General features: G+C 69.0%; 14 protein-coding genes. 7 read left to right on the top strand and 7 right to left on the bottom strand.

Annotated features, from left to right (window positions below; genetic code table 11):
- Positions 1-180: 180 nt before the first annotated feature.
- The 3 genes from GZ64_RS0100160 to GZ64_RS0100150 all read left to right on the top strand — a co-directional run bounded on the left by GZ64_RS0100160 (position 181) and on the right by GZ64_RS0100150 (position 4855).
- On the top strand, positions 181-1164 hold the full coding sequence (locus GZ64_RS0100160; protein ID WP_029264709.1) for an aldo/keto reductase: 984 nt from the start codon (positions 181-183) through the stop codon (positions 1162-1164).
- A gap of 84 nt (positions 1165-1248) precedes the next feature.
- Positions 1249-2046, top strand: a complete 798-nt coding sequence (locus GZ64_RS0100155) for a PP2C family protein-serine/threonine phosphatase (protein ID WP_021199379.1) — start codon at positions 1249-1251, stop codon at positions 2044-2046.
- A 58-nt stretch (positions 2047-2104) separates the two neighbouring features.
- On the top strand, positions 2105-4855 hold the full coding sequence (locus GZ64_RS0100150) for an FtsK/SpoIIIE domain-containing protein (protein WP_029264708.1): 2751 nt from the start codon (positions 2105-2107) through the stop codon (positions 4853-4855).
- A gap of 96 nt (positions 4856-4951) precedes the next feature.
- On the opposite strand, the gene GZ64_RS0100145 is transcribed toward GZ64_RS0100150, so the two are convergent.
- Complete coding sequence (locus GZ64_RS0100145; protein ID WP_029264707.1) at positions 4952-5947, bottom strand: asparaginase; 996 nt, start codon at positions 5945-5947, stop codon at positions 4952-4954.
- 67 nt (positions 5948-6014) lie between these two features.
- Here GZ64_RS0100145 and GZ64_RS0100140 point away from each other — a divergent pair, with 67 nt between their 5' ends.
- The gene (locus GZ64_RS0100140; protein WP_029264705.1) at positions 6015-6509 is read left to right on the top strand and encodes an OsmC family protein; all 495 of its coding nucleotides are present in this window, start codon (positions 6015-6017) and stop codon (positions 6507-6509) included.
- Between the two features lie 16 nt (positions 6510-6525).
- On the opposite strand, the gene GZ64_RS0100135 is transcribed toward GZ64_RS0100140, so the two are convergent.
- Entirely contained in the window at positions 6526-7323 is a 798-nt protein-coding gene (locus tag GZ64_RS0100135) for a lysophospholipid acyltransferase family protein (protein WP_029264704.1), read from the bottom strand.
- A gap of 123 nt (positions 7324-7446) precedes the next feature.
- Between GZ64_RS0100135 and GZ64_RS0100130 the strand changes: the two genes are divergently transcribed.
- Together GZ64_RS0100130 and dxr are read left to right on the top strand one after the other, a co-directional pair.
- Positions 7447-8409 carry an FKBP-type peptidyl-prolyl cis-trans isomerase gene (locus GZ64_RS0100130; RefSeq protein WP_021199384.1) on the top strand — a complete coding sequence of 321 codons (963 nt, stop codon included), beginning with the start codon at positions 7447-7449 and terminating at the stop codon, positions 8407-8409.
- Between the two features lie 36 nt (positions 8410-8445).
- Complete coding sequence (gene dxr / locus GZ64_RS0100125; protein WP_029264703.1) at positions 8446-9528, top strand: 1-deoxy-D-xylulose-5-phosphate reductoisomerase; 1083 nt, start codon at positions 8446-8448, stop codon at positions 9526-9528.
- 36 nt (positions 9529-9564) lie between these two features.
- On the opposite strand, the gene GZ64_RS0100120 is transcribed toward dxr, so the two are convergent.
- From GZ64_RS0100120 to GZ64_RS0100110, 3 genes are all read right to left on the bottom strand, one after another.
- Positions 9565-11187, bottom strand: a complete 1623-nt coding sequence (locus GZ64_RS0100120) for a Mur ligase family protein (RefSeq protein WP_051667782.1) — start codon at positions 11185-11187, stop codon at positions 9565-9567.
- Between the two features lie 93 nt (positions 11188-11280).
- Positions 11281-12000, bottom strand: coding sequence for a YcnI family copper-binding membrane protein (locus GZ64_RS0100115; RefSeq protein WP_029264701.1), 720 nt, complete (start codon positions 11998-12000; stop codon positions 11281-11283).
- Positions 12001-12102: 102 nt separating this feature from the next.
- The gene (locus GZ64_RS0100110; RefSeq protein ID WP_029264700.1) at positions 12103-12687 is read right to left on the bottom strand and encodes a hypothetical protein; all 585 of its coding nucleotides are present in this window, start codon (positions 12685-12687) and stop codon (positions 12103-12105) included.
- 63 nt (positions 12688-12750) lie between these two features.
- Here GZ64_RS0100110 and GZ64_RS0100105 point away from each other — a divergent pair, with 63 nt between their 5' ends.
- Positions 12751-14064, top strand: a complete 1314-nt coding sequence (locus tag GZ64_RS0100105; protein ID WP_021199389.1) for a M50 family metallopeptidase — start codon at positions 12751-12753, stop codon at positions 14062-14064.
- Positions 14065-14118: 54 nt separating this feature from the next.
- On the opposite strand, the gene GZ64_RS0100100 is transcribed toward GZ64_RS0100105, so the two are convergent.
- Positions 14119-16002, bottom strand: a complete 1884-nt coding sequence (locus GZ64_RS0100100) for a chorismate-binding protein (RefSeq protein ID WP_029264699.1) — start codon at positions 16000-16002, stop codon at positions 14119-14121.
- A gap of 171 nt (positions 16003-16173) precedes the next feature.
- Positions 16174-16800, bottom strand: a complete 627-nt coding sequence (locus GZ64_RS0100095; RefSeq protein ID WP_021199391.1) for a pyroglutamyl-peptidase I family protein — start codon at positions 16798-16800, stop codon at positions 16174-16176.
- Positions 16801-16827: the final 27 nt, after the last annotated feature.

Below are 16827 nucleotides of genomic sequence, written 5' to 3'. Positions count from 1 at the left end.
TCCGCCCGCTGCTCCGCCGGCTCCTCCCGCAACCCCGGCGTCCCCGCCGACCGATCCCACACAGCCTCCGGCGTGATGGTCTGACGGTGTGACCTTCTGGCACAGAGCCCCCGACCTCGGTCGGGGGCTCTGTGCTGTTCCGAGTGGTCGTCTATCCGCAGCGGCCGCTAACGTGGGGGCATGGTCTCGTCCCAGCGCCGTGTGGGTGCCTCCGGTCTTCTCGTGTCCGCCACCGGCCTCGGCTGCAACAACTTCGGGCGCGCGGGGACGATGACGGAGAGTCTTGCCGGCACGCGCGAGGTGATGGATGCGGCTCTCGCCAACGGCATCACCTTCTTCGACACCGCTGACATGTATGGAGCAGCAGCGGGGGCGAGCGAGCTGCTGATGGGCGAAGCTCTCGAGGGACGCCGCGACCGTGTGGTGCTGGCGACGAAGTTCGGACACGAGCGCGACATGGGTTACGCGTTCCCCGCTGCCCGGGGTTCTCGTCGCTACGTGCGTCGGGCCGTCGAGGAATCGCTGCGCCGGTTGCGCACGGACTGGATCGATCTCTATCAGCTGCATCTCCCCGATCCCGAGACGCCGATCGCGGAGACCACGGATGCCCTCGATGAACTCGTGCGCGAGGGCAAGATCCGCTACTACGGGCACTCGAACTTCGCCGGGTGGCAGATCGCCGAAGCGGAGTTCACGACGAGGGCGCGATCGAGTGGCAGGTTCATCTCGGCTCAGAACCACTACTCCCTGCTGGCTCGGGCGGCGGAGCGGGAAGTGCTGCCGGCGGTGGAACGCTACGAACTCGGCTTCTTCCCGTACTTCCCCCTGCACAACGGCCTGCTCACGGGGAAGTTCACTCGCGACGGCGGGCCGCAGCAGAGCCGGATCATGTCGACACGGCGCCACGTGTGGGAGAACGCACCGTGGGATGCCCTGGATGCATTCCGCGATTTCTGCGATGAGCGCGGCATCACGATGGTCCAGGCGTCGTTCGGCTGGTTGCTCTCGCACGCGGCGGTCTCGAGCGTGATCGCGGGCGCGACCTCGGTCCCGCAGGTCGAGGCGAACGCAGACGCGGGGGAGGCCTGGCGCCCCGACGCGGCCGAACTCGCCATCATCGATGATCTGTTCCCGCTGCCGGCCGATCCGGGTGCCAGGGTGTGATCGAGGTGCGCGTGACTTCTACTACGATGTGTTGTGAGTATCCTGCGACCGTCCGACCCGCCGCAGGCCCATCGGAGGCAGCACGTGGCTGAGACGAAGACGCACCGCGTCACGGTTGCGCAGCGCCCGCTGCTGCTGTCGTGGTCCGGGATCACCGATCAAGGCCGACGCCGGGAGACGAATCAGGACGCGTTCCTCGCCGACTATCCGCTGTTCATCGTCGCTGACGGAATGGGCGGTCATGCCGGCGGCGAGATCGCGAGTCAGAGCACGGTGGCCCGGTTGCAGGCCGTCGTCTCCTCGGGGAAGGTCGACGGACCATCGATCGAGAATGCGCTCGAACTGGCTGTCGGAGACATCGCGGAGCATCCCGAGACCACCGACGAGGGCACGGGGACCACGCTCACGGGAGTGTACTTCGAGACCGATGGGGATGAGCCGCACTGGACCGCACTGAACATCGGCGACTCCCGCGTGTATCTCCTTCGCGACGATCGGCTGGTCCAGATCACCACCGATCACTCGGTCGTGCAGGAACTGATCACAGCGGGCAAGCTCAGCCCGGAGGAAGCTGAAGGGCACCCCTACAGCAACGTGATCACGCGTGCCGTGGGGGCGAGTGAGCTCACAGCTCCCGATTACGTCTCCATCGACGTGCGTCCCGGTGACCGATTCGTCATCTGCTCGGACGGCCTCACCAAGGAACTGACCGACTACGGGATCCAGCATTTCCTCCGGGAGCACGACGATCCGGGTGCCGCGGTGGACGCGATGCTTGCGGCGGCGTTGGAGAACGGCGGTCGCGACAACGTGACCCTCATCATCGTCCAGGTGGCGGCAGAGGACGACTCGTCCTCCCCAATCGAGAACACCGCGGAGTAACGCTCCAGCGCTGTGCACAGCCCTGTTTCACGGGCCGTGATGCGGTCCACTGGATTCCATGGAATCCCCTCCGATCGTGCTTCCCGCGGCTCCGGCAGCGTCGCCTCGCGCTCCACTGCCTTTCATGGCCGCCCTCGTGCCGGTGGCCACGGGAGTGGTGATGTGGTTGGTCACCGGCTCCCTCTTCGCGCTCTGCTTCGCGGCATTGGGGCCGTTGATGATCGGCGCCTCACTGCTCGACGCGACACGTACGCGGCGCCGTGAACGCCGACGAACCGAGCAGCAGCTCGAAGCCGAGTGGGTTGCGGCGGAAGCGGATCTGGTCCAGCGTCAGCAGGACGAGCTCGAAGCCCTGTGGCAGCGGTGGCCCGACGCCGCGACCTGCATCGCACAGGCGCCTCTGCGCGGCGCTCAGGGAGTCGACGCGACGACTCCGATCGTCATCGGTGCCGGCAACACGACGAGTGCGGTCCGCTGCACCGGCGCGGATGACGCGCGCGGGCGGGACTTCCGTGAAAGATGCCGTGTCATCGCGGACGCGCCGGTCTCCGCGCCGATCGGTGGGGGGATCTGTCTTCGAGGTGCGCGGCCTGTGGCCGAGGCGGCAGCGCGCGCTCTTGTCGTGCAGCTGTGTCTGCGGTTCGGCACCGGCCAGCTGTCGCTGATCGGCATCGATCCGGAAGACACTGACCTCGCTGACCACGGCCTGGCGAGCCTGCCCCACGCCCGGAGTGCGCGGCGTGGTGCTTTCCGGATCGGGTTCGGTCCTGCGGCGGGCGTCCGGGGGGACGCGGACGCCCTGATCGTGTTGACCGCGGTGGGGGAGGACGTCCCGGCGGGAATCACGACGGTCATCGACATCGTCGAACCGCGGCGGGCGACGCTGCGCACCCCGACAGGTAGCCAGGCAGTCGCTGTCGAGTGCCTGTCGCGTGCCCAAGCGGAGACCGTCTCTGCGGAGCTGGCGCGTCGCGACGACGAGACGGATGCGATCCCCGACGCGGTGCTGCTCTCCGAGCTCGAGCAGACCTCGGCCGGAGGCGGGCTCGTCGCGACCATCGGCCGAGGCGAACGCGCGAACATCACGGTCGACATCGTGGGAGACGGACCGCACGCGATCGTGACGGGGATGACGGGGACCGGCAAGAGCGAGCTGCTGGTCAGCTGGGTCACTGCCATCGCCACGGCGCACGGCCCGGACGAGGTGACGTTCGTGCTCGCCGATTTCAAAGGCGGAACGGCTTTCGAACCCCTGAGCGCACTGCCTCAGGTGGCCGCCGTCATCACTGATCTCGACGATCAGGGTGCAAGACGAGGCGTCTCCAGCCTGACCGCCGAGCTGCGACGTCGAGAAAGGGTGCTGGCCGCCGCCGGGGCGCGCGATGTCAGCGGTGTGTCGATGCCCCGGCTGATCATCGTCGTCGACGAGTTCGCGGCGCTTCTGACCGAGCACCCCGAGCTCGGTGCGGTCTTCATCGATATCGCTGCCCGTGGCCGCGCCCTCGGGATGCACCTGATTCTCGGGACACAGCGTGCTGCCGGGGTGATCAGAGACGCCCTGGCTGCGAACTGCCCCCTTCGCATCAGCCTGCGCGTCGGCGACGCCGCCGACAGTCGGCTCGTGATCGGTACCGATGCTGCCTCCGCGCTCACGGGAGACGTCGGTTCCCGCGGTCTCGGCTTGCTGCGTCGACCATCCGACCAGGAACCCGTCGCGATGCGCATCGCCCTGACTGAGGCTTCCGATATTCGTGGTGTCGGTCTGCGGTGGGCGGCAGCGGGCGAGTCATCCAGCCCGTGGCTTCCCCCGCTTCCGGCCATCCTGCCGATCGCCGAACTCGTCACGGAGGCCGGAATCCTCCCCGATGCGATCATCCTCGGTCGCGCCGATGACCCTGATCGCCAGGCGCAGCCGCTGGAGATGCTCCGGCGCGGAGAGGAACGGGGGCTGGTGGTGCTGGGCGCCCCCGGATTCGGTAAGACCTCGGTGCTGAGAGCGGTCGCGGCGCAATGCGATGACGCATTCTGGATGCCCGACGATCCCGAGGGTGCCTGGGACGTGCTCGCCGCATGGGTCGAGGGCGGGGAGCGTCCGCCCTCGGTCGTCCTGATCGACGACGTGGATGCGATGCTGGCTTCCCTGCCGGCCGAGTACGCGCAGCAGCTCGTCCACCGCTGGGAGCGCGTGCTTCGGGCGAGTCCGGACACCACCTTCGTTCTGACGGCCACCAGGGCGAGCGGGGCGTTGGGACGTGTACTCGATCTGGTGCCCCGTCGGGCGCTGTTGCGGATGCCGACGAGACTCGAGCATCTGGCGGCCGGCGGAGAGGCATCGGCGTTCGTGCGCGACCGCGTACCCGGGCGCGCCGTGATCGGAGATCGCGAGGTGCAGTTGGCGTGGGTCGACGAGGGCCGATGGCTGCCGCAGGCAGCGCAGACACCACGGTGGACGCCGTCGTCTGCGATCACCGCTGTCGTCAGTGCCGGCACCGATACGGTCCTCGCCGCTCTTCACGACGCGCACCCCGCATGCGAGGTGGTGGCGGCAGGATCTGAGTCGACTTCGCCGGGAACACGCTGCATCGTGGTCGCCGACGCGGAGACCTGGCAGCGGAACTGGTCGCTGTGGCAGCGCATCAGATCGGCAGGCGAGGTGCTCATCCGATGTGAACATCCCGGCGAGCTCCGGCAACTGATCGGCGCGCGGGAGCTTCCTCCGTATGCACACCCGCACGCAGGCCGGGCCTGGTCGGTCACCGGCTCCGGTGCGCCGAAACGTGTCCACCTCGCCGAGTTGTCGCCTCGATGAAGCGTTGCCGTGAGAAGCGTTGCCGTGCGGAGACGTTGTCGTGAGGAGAAGGCGCCGCGAATCGACGCTCGGCGACGAGGAACGCCGCCGCGGGCGTCAGACTCCTGCGCCGGGTCGGATGGAGCCGACGTTCTCCGCACCGCCGAGCACGGCGAGCGGAAGTGCGTCCGCGAGCGAGGCCACGTCGGCATCGCTCAGCCCGCCCGCCCGAGCGAGAAGGGTCGCGGCAACGATCGTCGAGGCTCGAGTGGCGCCGTCGAGCATCTTCAGCGCCACGGTCGTGCCGTTGGGGGCGACCATCACCATCACGCCCTCGGCGCCGTACTTGGTGAACACGCCGAGCCTCTCGGTCGCGATCGTGTCGGGGCGGCCCGGACCCTCGATCGTCCAGGGGTTCTCCCGCACGGCGCGGACCAGGGAACCGGCCACGCGGTGGAGGGCGAAGGGCGAGCGGTCGGAGGCGGTGCCGATGCGGTGGATCGCGCGCGCCAGGCCGGTCAGCGTCATCGCATGGACCGGCGCACCGCACCCGTCGATCGCGGTGTGGGCGATCTTCTCGCCGGTGAGGCGCTCGATGACGTCGCGGATGTGCTGTTGCAGTGGATGGGTCGGGTCGAGGTACCCGTCGGTCGGCCAGCCCGTCGCCACGCATGCGCGGAGCATCGCGGCGTGCTTGCCGGAGCAGTTCATGCGCACCCGGGTCGGCTCGCCGTGCTCGCGGACGAGCTCGTCTCGCGACGCCGAGTCGCTCGGCCACGTGGCCGGGCAGCGGAGGTCGTCTTCCGTCAGCCCGCCCTCGGTCAGGATGTCGCGTACCACCGAAGCGTGACGGTCGGTGCCGACGTGACTGGCCGTGGAGAGCGCGAGCTGCTCGCCTTCGAGGACGGCACCTGCGGTGATGCAGGCGATCGCCTGGAGAGGCTTGAGGCTGGATCGCGGCAGGATCAGCGCATCGGCATTTCCATGGCGACCGACGATGTCCCCGTCGGGGGAGAGCACGACGGCCGCGCCGGCGTGGCGGGATTCGACGAATCCGCTCCGCTCGACGACGGCGAGTTCCACGGAATCCTGAACGGTGAGAGTCTCCAGCACCCGTCAACTCTAGCCCGGGGCGTGCGGCGTCTCGCGTCGTGTCGGAGGAGCCTGACAGACTGAGCACATGGCAGAGACGACCAGGCGCACGCTCGGCGAACACCGCTACGCGCTCACCTCGACGTGGACCGGCAACACCGGCACCGGGACGACCGGATACCGGGACTACCGGCGAGACGTGACGATCGAGGTCGAGGGGAAGCCCGATCTCCTCGCCTCGGCAGACAAGCCGTTCCGCGGCGATCCCTCACGATGGAATCCGGAGGACCTGCTGCTCGCCTCCCTCTCCGAGTGCCACCTGCTGTCATACCTGCACGCGTGTGTGACCGCGGGCGTCGTCGTGGTGTCCTATCGCGACCAGGCCAGCGGGACGATGCGCGAGGACGGTGCGGGAGGCGGATCGTTCGTCGAGGTGATGCTGCGGCCCGAGGTCGTCGTCGCCGAGGCCTCGATGATCGACGCAGCAGAGCGCGCCCACGCCCAGGCTAACGAGTGGTGCTTCATCGCGAACTCGATGAACTTCCCCGTACGCCACCAGGCGACGGTCACAGCCCTCGCCTGAGTGGGGCTCACAGGCCTCAGCGACGCTCGTGCGGGAGGGCCTGCTTGATCTTCTCGATGGCACCTTGCGCCGGTGCCTCGTTGTACGCGCCGGCGAGCTCCTGGCCGGAGAGACCGTGGATCGCCGCCATGATCTGATCGGTGGCGAGACGACGTGCCCGTCCACTGGTCGCGGGCCCGTGCGGCGAGAGGTCGAGCGGCTCGCCGAAACGCACGGTGATGCGCTCCTTGAGGGTGGGGATCTTCGCTCCCACCGGCATCACCTTGTCCGTGCCGATGAGGCCGACCGGCACCACAGGGGCGCCCGTCTGCAGAGCGAGGAACGCGACGCCCGTGCGGCCTTTGTAGAGGCGGCCGTCGGTCGAGCGGGTCCCCTCCGGATACAGGGCGACGGCGAGACCTTCATCGAGGAGCTGGCGTTGCAGGTCGAGCGCGTCCAGCGCGGCTTGTCCGGCACCGCGTCGCACCGGGATCGCGCCGATCGATTCGAAGAAGGTCTTGCTCATCCAGCCTTTGAATCCGGTGCCTTCGAAGTACGTCGACTTCGCGAGGAAGTGGACGGGACGAGGGGCCGCGACCGGGATCGCGATCGAGTCGATGAATGACAGATGGTTGCTCGCGAAGATGACGGGACCGGTCAGCGGCACGTTGTCGCGCCCCTCGATCCGAGGGCGGTACACCAGACGGGCGAGTGGCGTGATGAGGCTGCGGCCGAGCGTGTACGCGAACCCGGCGTGGCGAGGCTTCGCAGTCTCCTCTGACGAGGATTCCTCTTCTGACGAGGATTCGGGCTCGACGGACTGCTCAGAGGTCATCAGAGCAGATTACTCCCGGATCCATGCCGGGGTGGGAATGAAGAGTTGCGCCGCGCCTCCCAGCGCGAGCAAAGGGGTATGGGGCAGGATGGAGTTTCCTGCCCGCGATCCCGAGGTCTCACTGTGCGCAAGCGTCCGCTCATCGTTCTGTCCACCGTCGCCGCGGCGACCCTGCTGCTGGCGGGTTGCGCCGGTGGTGGAGCCCCGGAGAGCTCCGGCACCCCGTCGCCCTCCGCATCGAGCACGTGCCAGCTGGACGCGAAGTCCGGGGATACCTCGGACGCGGTCGTCGTGGAGGGGGAAGGGGCAGACACCACCGTGACGGTCCCGGCCGATGCGCCGTTCGCCGGCGTCGAGAGGACCGTCATCTCCGAGGGAGACGGAGACGACGTCGTGGTCAATGACCTGGTGTCCGTCGAGTACCAGATCGTCGACGCGACCAACAATCAGGTGCTCGACTCGTCGGCTCGTGGTGAAGGCGGTGTGCTGCCCGTTCTCCTCGACACCAACCAGTCCTCGCTCTTCGTCGCGGCGCTCGAGTGCAAGCCGGTCGGCTCGCGCATCGTGCTGACTCTTCCCGGAAAGGTCCTCGGCGAGGGCGCCAACAACGTGGTCGTCTACGCCGAGGCCGTCGAGCAGCTCCCTGAAGTGGCGACGGGAACGCCGGTCGACCCGACTCCCGGCATGCCGACTGTCAAGCTCGACGACAAGGGCGCTCCGACCGTGACGATCCCGGACGGCGACGCGCCGACAGAGACCCAGGTCGCCGTCCTCAAGCAGGGTGACGGTGCGACGGTCGCCTCCGGTGACCTCGTCGTCGTGCAGTACCTGGGCGTCAAGTGGTCCGACGGCAAGGAGTTCGACTCCAGCTGGAGCCGCGACGCCGCGCCCGCGCAGTTCCAGACCACCGGCGTGGTCGCGGGCTTCCAGAAGGCCCTCGAAGGTCAGAAGGTCGGCTCACAGGTCATCGTCGTGATGCCGCCGTCCGACGGATACGGTGCGAGCGAGGGACATGAGCTCCAGAAGGAGAGCCTCGTGTTCGTCGTGGACATCCTGGCGACGACACCGGTCCAGGCGCAGCAGTAGCCGCTGGGTGCCGAGGGCGTGACCTAGGCTGACGGTATGCGTCGCGTCATCGTCCTCGGCTCCACCGGTTCCATCGGCACCCAGGCACTGGATGTGATCCGTGCCAACCCTCGCCGATTCGAGCTGGTAGGTCTCGCTGCCGGGTCCAACGCCGAGATGTTGGAAGCGCAGGCCGCACAGTTCCAGGTCGAGTCGACCGCTCTCGGTGCGCTCGAGGCCGAGCATCTGGTCCATGACGTCGAGGCGGACGTGGTGCTCAATGCCATCACCGGCTCCATCGGACTGGGCTCGACGCTCGCGGCGCTGAAGGCGGGACGCACGCTCGCTCTCGCGAACAAGGAGTCCCTCATCGTCGGCGGCGACCTGGTCCTCGCGGCCGCCGCTCCCGGTCAGATCGTCCCGGTCGATTCCGAGCACTCGGCTCTCGCGCAAGCGCTCCTGGCTGGCACCCATGCCGAGGTGCGCCGCCTCGTGGTGACGGCGTCGGGCGGGCCGTTCCGCGGTCGCAGCCGCGCGCAGCTGACCGAGGTCACTCCGTCCGAGGCTCTCGCGCATCCGACATGGGACATGGGACGAATGGTCACGACCAACTCCGCGACCCTTGTCAACAAGGGACTCGAGGTGATCGAAGCGCACCTGCTGTTCGACGTCGCCTACGACGACATCGAGGTCGTGGTGCACCCGCAGTCCATCGTGCACTCGATGGTCGAGTTCATCGACGGTTCCACGATCGCACAGGCCTCCCCGCCCGACATGCGTCTGCCGATCTCCCTGGGTCTGGACTGGCCGCACCGCGTCGGTGGCGTCGGACGGCCCCTCGACTGGTCATCCGCCACTTCCTGGACGTTCGAGCCGCTCGACGCCGTGGCGTTCCCCTCCGTCGCACTCGCGAAGGCGGTGGGCCGCGCCGGCGGCACGTTCCCTGCTGTCTACAACGCCGCGAACGAACAAGCGGTCGACGCGTTCCACGAGGGACGGCTCTCGTTCCTCGGCATCGTGGACACGATCGCTCGGGTCGTCGACGCGCACGATGCGCCGGACGCCCTCACCGTCGAGACGCTCGCCGAGGCCGAGGCGTGGGCGCGCTCGACGGCCGATCGGATGATCGCGGCGCTCTGATCGGGGACCAGGGCGGAGTCGCCCTGGTCGAGCAGGTCAATCCTCGTCGGGGTACGGGACCGGCCAACGCGAATCGGGTACGGGCCAGCCGGCGTCGCGCAGCGCGCGGCGAGCGAGCTCGCGTGCCGAATACGGTGTGCGGACGCCGCGGATGTCGCGATAGTCCTGGTGCCCGGGGCCGGCCCACAGGATGGCGTCGCCGTCGCCGACCAAGCCGACCGCGGTGATGATGGCGTTCTCGGGCGGTGAGGCCTCGTGGATCTCGGCATCCGGTCGTGCCGTGCGGGCGCCCTCGATGAGGGTCGCCCGAATGGACGCGGGGTCCTCGAAGCGGGGGTGGTGATCGGTGACGACGAGGATGTCACTGCCTTCGACCGCCGTGCGCGCCATGTCGAAGCGCTTGCTCGCGTCGCGGTCGCCGTCGGCGCCGAAGAGCATCAGCACTTTGCCCGGTGTCACGCGCCGGACGGCGGCGAGGGTCTTCTCGAATGCGTCGGGTGAGTGTCCGAAGTCGACGAAGACGGCAGGCCCACGATCGCCGGAGACCAGCTGGGTGCGACCGGGCAGGTAGGCGCGGATCCCCCCGTCACGGGTGAGCGCATCGACGATGCGATCCCAGGCGTAGCCGCCCTCGAGGAGCATCACGATCGCCAGAGCCGCGTTGGCCGCCATGTGCGGTCCGATCACCGGGACCGTCGTGGTGAGGGACCCGGCGGGGCCGGTCATCGTGAAGGTCGTACCGGCGGCGCGCTCCTCGTCGATGACGACCACCCAGTCCGCGGCGGTCGCGGCGTCGGGATCGGCGGCGATCGACGGAGTGCCGACAGTGACGACCGGGATCTCGGCCCGGTCGACGACGACCGCACCGGACGGGGAATCCAGGCAGATGACCCCGCGCTGGGCGCGGTCGGGCCGGAAGAGGGGCAGCTTCGCCTCGAAGTACTCCTCCATGTCGGCGTAGTCGTCGAGGTGATCGTGGCTCAGGTTCGTGAATCCGGCGACGTCGAACAGGATGCCGTCGACGCGGTGACGTGACAGCGCCTGTGCGCTGACCTCGACCGCGACGGCTTCGACCTGGCGCTCACGCATCAGCGCCAGGAGGGCGTGCATCTCGGATGCTTCGGGGGTGGTCAGGCGCGAGACGATGACCTCGCCCGCGATGTGACGTTCTGCGGTGGAGGAGAGGCCGGTGACCACGCCGATCTGATCGAGGATCCCCTCGAGCAGGTGGGAGACGCTGGTCTTGCCGTTGGTGCCCGTCGTCGCGAACAGCAGGGGGAGCGGGTCACCGGCTCCGGTGCCGTAGACCCACGCGCTGAGATCACCGAGCACGGCGCGAGGGTCGTCGACTACGAGGATCGGAAGCCCCGCGGCTTCGGCGATCTCCGCGCCAGCGTCGTCGGTGATGACGGCGACGGCACCCTTCGCAGCGGCGGTGGCGGCGAAGTCCGCGCCATGCCCGTTGACGCCGCGGATCGCGACGAATGCCTCGCCGGGACGCAGGTCTGCCGTCGCGAGGGTGATGCCGGAGAGCGTGATCCCGTCGACATCGCCGTGGACGGTGCGGGCGAAACGGGAAGCGAGTTCGGACAGCTCACGCCGGGGCGGGTTCGCGGGGCGGAGCACGGGAGGCAGGCTCGGTTGTTGTTCAATCGACATGGCGCATCCATGATCTCACGACCGTGGTGGGAACCCTTCGCCGAGTTCCCCCTCGCGCGCCGCGTTGCGGAGCACGAGGGGGAGCTCGCGTCGTCAGGCTCGGCGTCGGTAGGCGAGGAACGCGACGACCAGGGCGGCGAAACCGGCGAGAAGCCCACCCACCCCGAGCGCCACACCCAGGGGATCGGCGACCGTGGTCGGAGCCGTGCTCGCGGCCGTTGTTTCGGATTCGGTGTGCTCGCCGTGCCCGTCGGCGGCAGCGGCCGTGACGGAGACGACCGGAGCCGGCGCGTCGAGGCTGTGCGGATCCTGGCCGTTCTCGGCGATCTGCGTCCATTCGGTCGAGCCCTCGACGCACTGTTGGACCACGGGGAACGTCAGAGTGTCGGGGGTGCTCGCGTCCAGACCGACCCCCATGCTCACCGCGCCGCGAAGGTCGGTGGGCACCGGGGCGACCGCCGTATAGGTCACGGCGCTGACGAGACCGTCGTCGCCGCGGTCGACCTGGATGTCCCAGTCGGAATCCATCGTCGGCGAGACGGATGCGAGCCCCTCGGGCATCGTGATGCGCAGCGCGGTGGTGGGGGAGTTCTCGCAGCCGTGGGAGAACGAGAACGTGAGCACGCCGTGGTCGCCCGCAGCGATCTCGTCGGGGCTGACGCCCACATGGGCACCTGCCATCGTGGGAACGGCCAGGGCGAGTGCGGCTCCGCCGAGGACACCGAGCGCGGCGCGTCGCAGAGTGAGCGAGCGCCGAGCGGTGGAGCGCAGGGTGGTGGGGCGCGGAGTGCGGGTACGGATGTTGCGGGACATGAGAGTTCTCCTGGTGCTCGAAGTGCGGGCGCGCCACGGTGGCGTATCTCCGCGAGAAAGGGACGCTGCCCGTGTCGGAGCAGCGGATTCGAGTGCGACGGATCAGTCGCGCAGGAGAGCGGGAGGCCCGCGCCTCGGCACAGCGGCCGAGATGGTGACGGCGAAGCTGGCGATGGTGGTCGACCGCAGCCGCGGCGGCCGGCGATGCATGGCCGGTGCCCCGGCGGACGCGCGCCGGAAGAGGGCATCCACCCAGCGGGCGACGACCCGAACGACCGCTTCTCCGTGCCACACGAGAAGCGTCGTGAGCACGGCTGCGACGACGTGCGCGAACAGCATCAACGTGCCAGGGGCTGCGGTGGGCGCCGTGGAAGAGAGCGCGCTCAGATCGAGATGATGGGCGTGACCGCCGCCGGCGATCGGAGCGGTACCGGTGGGCGAGCCCAGCAGTTGGAACACGACGTGGAAAGCGGCCTGTCCGAGGAACACGGCGATGGCGACACGACCCCGCGACTCACGGATGCCCACCAGGAGCGCAGACAGAGGGGTGAGCAGGGTCGCGACCGCCAGGATCAGCAGCATGTGCGGGACCGCTCCGCCGCCGAGGGTGTGCGAGAGGGCTGCGAGCAACGTCGCCACCGAGGAGACGGCCGCAGCGCGCACGAGTCGCAGCTGCCGGGCATTCACCGTCTCAGCCTAGCCGCGCGGCGTGCCGGGCGGATTCCTAGCTGTGGGCACTAACGTTGGCACGTGGAATTCCTGCTCTATCTGGCCGGCATCCTCTTCATGCTGATCGGCCTCGGGCTCTCGATCGGCCTGCATGAGGTGGGCCATCTCGTCCCCGCGAAGCTCTTCGGCGTGCGTGTCGGCCAGTACATGATCGGCTTCGGGCCGCGGCTGTGGTCCCGGCGCATCGGCGAGACCGAGTACGGGTTCAAGCTGCTCCCTCTGGGGGGCTTCATCTCGATGTCGGGCATGTACCCGGCGTCGAAGAACTCGGGCCCGGCGTCCGGCGTGTTCCGCTCGTTGATCCAGGACGCGCGCAGCGCCAACGACGAGACCATCGCCGAGGGGGCCGAGGATCGCGTCTTCTATCGTCTTCCCGTGTGGAAGCGCGTCGTCGTCATGCTCGGCGGGCCGGTGATGAACCTTCTCCTCGCGACCGTGATCTTCACCGTGCTGCTGTCGGGCATCGGCCTGCAGCAGGGAACGACGACGATCGCGTCCGTCACCGAGTGCGTCGTTCCGGCCGGTTCGACGGCGACCGAGTGCACACCCGATGACCCGGCCTCACCCGCCGCGGAAGCCGGGATCAAGCCGGGCGATGTGATCCTGTCCATCGACGGACAGCCCGTGTCGACGTTCGCCGAGGCGACGGCGATCGTGCAGGCCGCGCCAGGCGAGACGCTGGACATGGTCGTGAGCCGCGACGGGGCGGAGCAGTCGCTGAGCATCACGCCGATCGCCGCGGAACGCTCGATCACGGATGCCAGCGGCCAGCCCGTCCTCGATGAGGCCGGAAAGCCTGTCGTGAAGGAGGTCGGCTACGTCGGCATGGGCGCCCAGATGGGCTACGTGCAGCAGCCCCTCACCGCCGGCCCCGAGATGGCGGCGGACAGCACGGCGCGTGTCGCATCCTTGATCGTCACGCTCCCCGTGCGTCTATGGGACGTCGGCGTCTCACTCGTCACCGGCGGAGAACGCGATCCGAACGGACCGCTGAGCGTCGTCGGCGTCGGACGCCTCGCGGGAGAGGCGGCCGCTACCGATGCGCCGATCCTCAACAGGTTCGCGTTCCTGCTCGGTCTGCTGGGGTCGCTGAACATCGCGCTGTTCGTGTTCAACCTCATCCCGCTGCTCCCGCTCGACGGCGGTCACATCGTCGTCGCACTGTGGGACGGCATCAAGCGCGCGTGGGCCAAGCTCTTCCGCCGGCCCCCTCCGGCGCCGGTCGACGCGACCAAGCTCGTGCCGCTGACGGTGGTCGTCGCTGTGCTCCTGATCGGGATGGGAGCGCTGCTCCTGGTCGCCGACCTCTTCAATCCGGTCAACCTTCTCGGCTGAGTCGCAGGCCTGGTCGGACCGCGCGGGAGGCGAGCGCTGAGCAGCGATTCCTGTTCAGGCCAGCGCGTGGGAGACGAGACGCTCGAGCGTGCGGATCCCGTCGCGCGACAGGATCGACTCCAGGTGTCCCTGCACCGAAGCGAAGTGGTCTCCGCGGAGCGCGTACACGTCTCCCGAGTCGGGGTCCGCCGAGACGTCGGCGGCGCCGACGACCGTCGTGCCCGGTGCGACCCGCGCGGTGAAGGTGTTGTAGAAGCCGATCGATGCGGTCTCCCCGAAGACCGGGACGGGCTTCTGCAGGCCCTGGTGAGGGGCATCGAGCGGAGTCAGGGCGATGCCGAGCTTGTCTGCGAGGATCTGGTGGCTGAGGCACACCGCGAGCAGCGGCGCGTCGGAGTCCAGTCGGCGGGCGACGACATCGCGCATCCTCGCGATGCGGGCGTTCCGTGTATCCCGAGGGTCGCCGGGACCCGGGCCGGCGACGACCAGATCGGCGGCGTCCAAGTCCGCGTCCCGCACGTCGGCCCAGGGAGCGATCGTGACGGCGAGCCCGAGATGACGCAGCTGGTGGGCCAGCATCGTCGTGAAGCGGTCCTCCGCGTCCACGACGAGAGCGGAGCGGCCGGCGAACGGACCGGTGAAGTCCTCGCCCTGCGGGTTGAGCCAGAACTCGGCCAGGCGGGCGTTGCGCGATGACAGCAGCTCGGCGACGGTCGGGTCGTCGGCGAGGGCGCGCGCGTCGCCGGGCGCGTCGGCGTCGCTACGTGCCTCTGCCACCCGGTCGCGGTCGATCGCGCCGATGGCGCCCAGGACGCCGGCGGCCTTCCCGTGGGTCTCGGAGACCTCGCCCATCGGATCGGAGTGTCGAACCAGCGTCGCGCCGACCGGAACGCTGAGGGTGCCGTCCTGGAGGTAGACGGTCCGGATGAGGATAGGCGCATCCAGGTCGTGCCCGCCGTCCGCATTCGGGGTGAACAGCGCGGCGACACCGGAGTAGTAGCCGCGGGGCTTCTGCTCGTGACGGCGGATCACCGCGCAGGCGTTCTGCATGGGCGAACCCGTCACCGTCGGAGCGAACATCGTCTCGCGCAGGATGTCGCGGGGATCGAGGGCGCTGCGACCACGGAGCATGTACTCGGTGTGCGTGAGTCGCGACATCTCCTTGAGGTGCGGGCCGGTGATGCGGCCGCCGTCGGAGCAGACGGCGCTCATCATCTTGAGTTCCTCGTCGACGACCATGAAGAGTTCCTCGGTCTCCTTGGTCGAGGCGAGGAAGTCGACCAGCGTCTCCTTCGTCGCCCCTCCCGCCGGATGACGGAAGGTCCCGGAGATCGGGTTCATCGTGACGACGCCTTCGCGGGCGACCACATGCGCCTCGGGGCTGGCCCCCACGGCGATGTGCCCAGGAGTGACGACAGCGAACGTCCAGTAGGCGCCGCGCTCGTGCGTGAGGAGAGCACGGAACCACGTGAGTGCCGCAGTACGGTCCTCGACGTCGATGGTCGCGGTGAAGTCTCGACGGATGACGAAGTTCGCGCCCTCGCCGCGTCCGATCTCGTCGGCGATGACCGTCTCGACGATGGCCGCGTAGTCCGCGTCGGCGATGTCGAAGCCGTCGTCGTGGAGGGGGACGGGCGTGCTCGGGAGCGCGGGCAGAAGCTCGGCTGTCGGGAGGTGCAGGTGCTCGTCGACGATCACGCAGCGCAGCGGCGCCCCGTCGTCCTGGGCGACGAAGCCGCGTTCGCGCACCTGGCGATAGGGCACCATGGCGAACACCTCGCGCGGGGTGCCGTCGACCGAGAGGGGGATGTCGGCAAGCAGCTCGACGTCGACGACGCCCCCGCTGAGCAGCTCGACGGTGTCGGCGCCGTCGCGTGCGATGAGCACGAAGGATGCCGTGGGATCGGCGCTGAGCTCGGCGAGTCGTGAGAGGGTCATCGATGTCTCCTGTGCAGTGCTCCGGCTCGGCGCAACGAAAAGACCGCCCCGGAGGCGGTCTGAATTCGTGGGAACGCGAACACACCGCCTAGAAGGCGGGCCACCAGGTGAAGTTCGCGAGCATGGGGCCGAAACTACCACATCGCGAGCGAGGGTCACGGCGCGATGACATCACCAGATGCTGCCGCCGGCCTCCGTCGACTCGGCGTCGAGGGCGTGATCCACGATGAGGCGCAGGGCGCGCGCCAGTTGCGCGTCGGCGAGGTGCAGCCCGCCTGCAGGGACCGTGGTCGTCGACCACGGAAGGTGCACGAATCCGGCACGCGCATCCGGCCGGACGGCACCCACTGCCGTGTACAGCACGTGGTTGCACACGTAGGTTCCCGCAGAGAGCGACAGCTGCGCCGGCAGCCCTTCCGCGGTCAGAACCTGGAGCAGGCGCTTCACGGGGAGCGTCGAGAACCGCGCGGCGGGACCGCCGGCCTCGCTGGGAGCATCGACGGGCTGTTCGCCGTCGTTGTCGGGGATGCGGGCGTCGATCAGGTTGACACCGATGCGCTCGATCGCGACCCTGCTGCTCCCGGCGGCGAGCCCGGTAGCGATGACGACATCGGGGGAGTGCGCGGCGATCAGGGTCCGGAGCCGGTGAGCGGATGCCTCGAACGCGACCGGAAGTGTGGCCACCACGAGCTCGTGCGGACCGTCGTATGCGGCCGCGACCGCGTTCACGGCATCGGCAGACGGATTGCGGTCCGCCCCGTCGAAGGGGTCGAATCCGGTGAGGAGGACGACGGCCATGCCTCCAGCGTAGGTGCGTCTGTTCAG

This window comes from Microbacterium sp. Cr-K32, from assembly GCF_000708345.1.
Classification (GTDB): Bacteria; Actinomycetota; Actinomycetes; order Actinomycetales; family Microbacteriaceae; genus Microbacterium; species Microbacterium maritypicum_A.
This window is presented reverse-complemented; position numbering and strand designations above follow the sequence as displayed.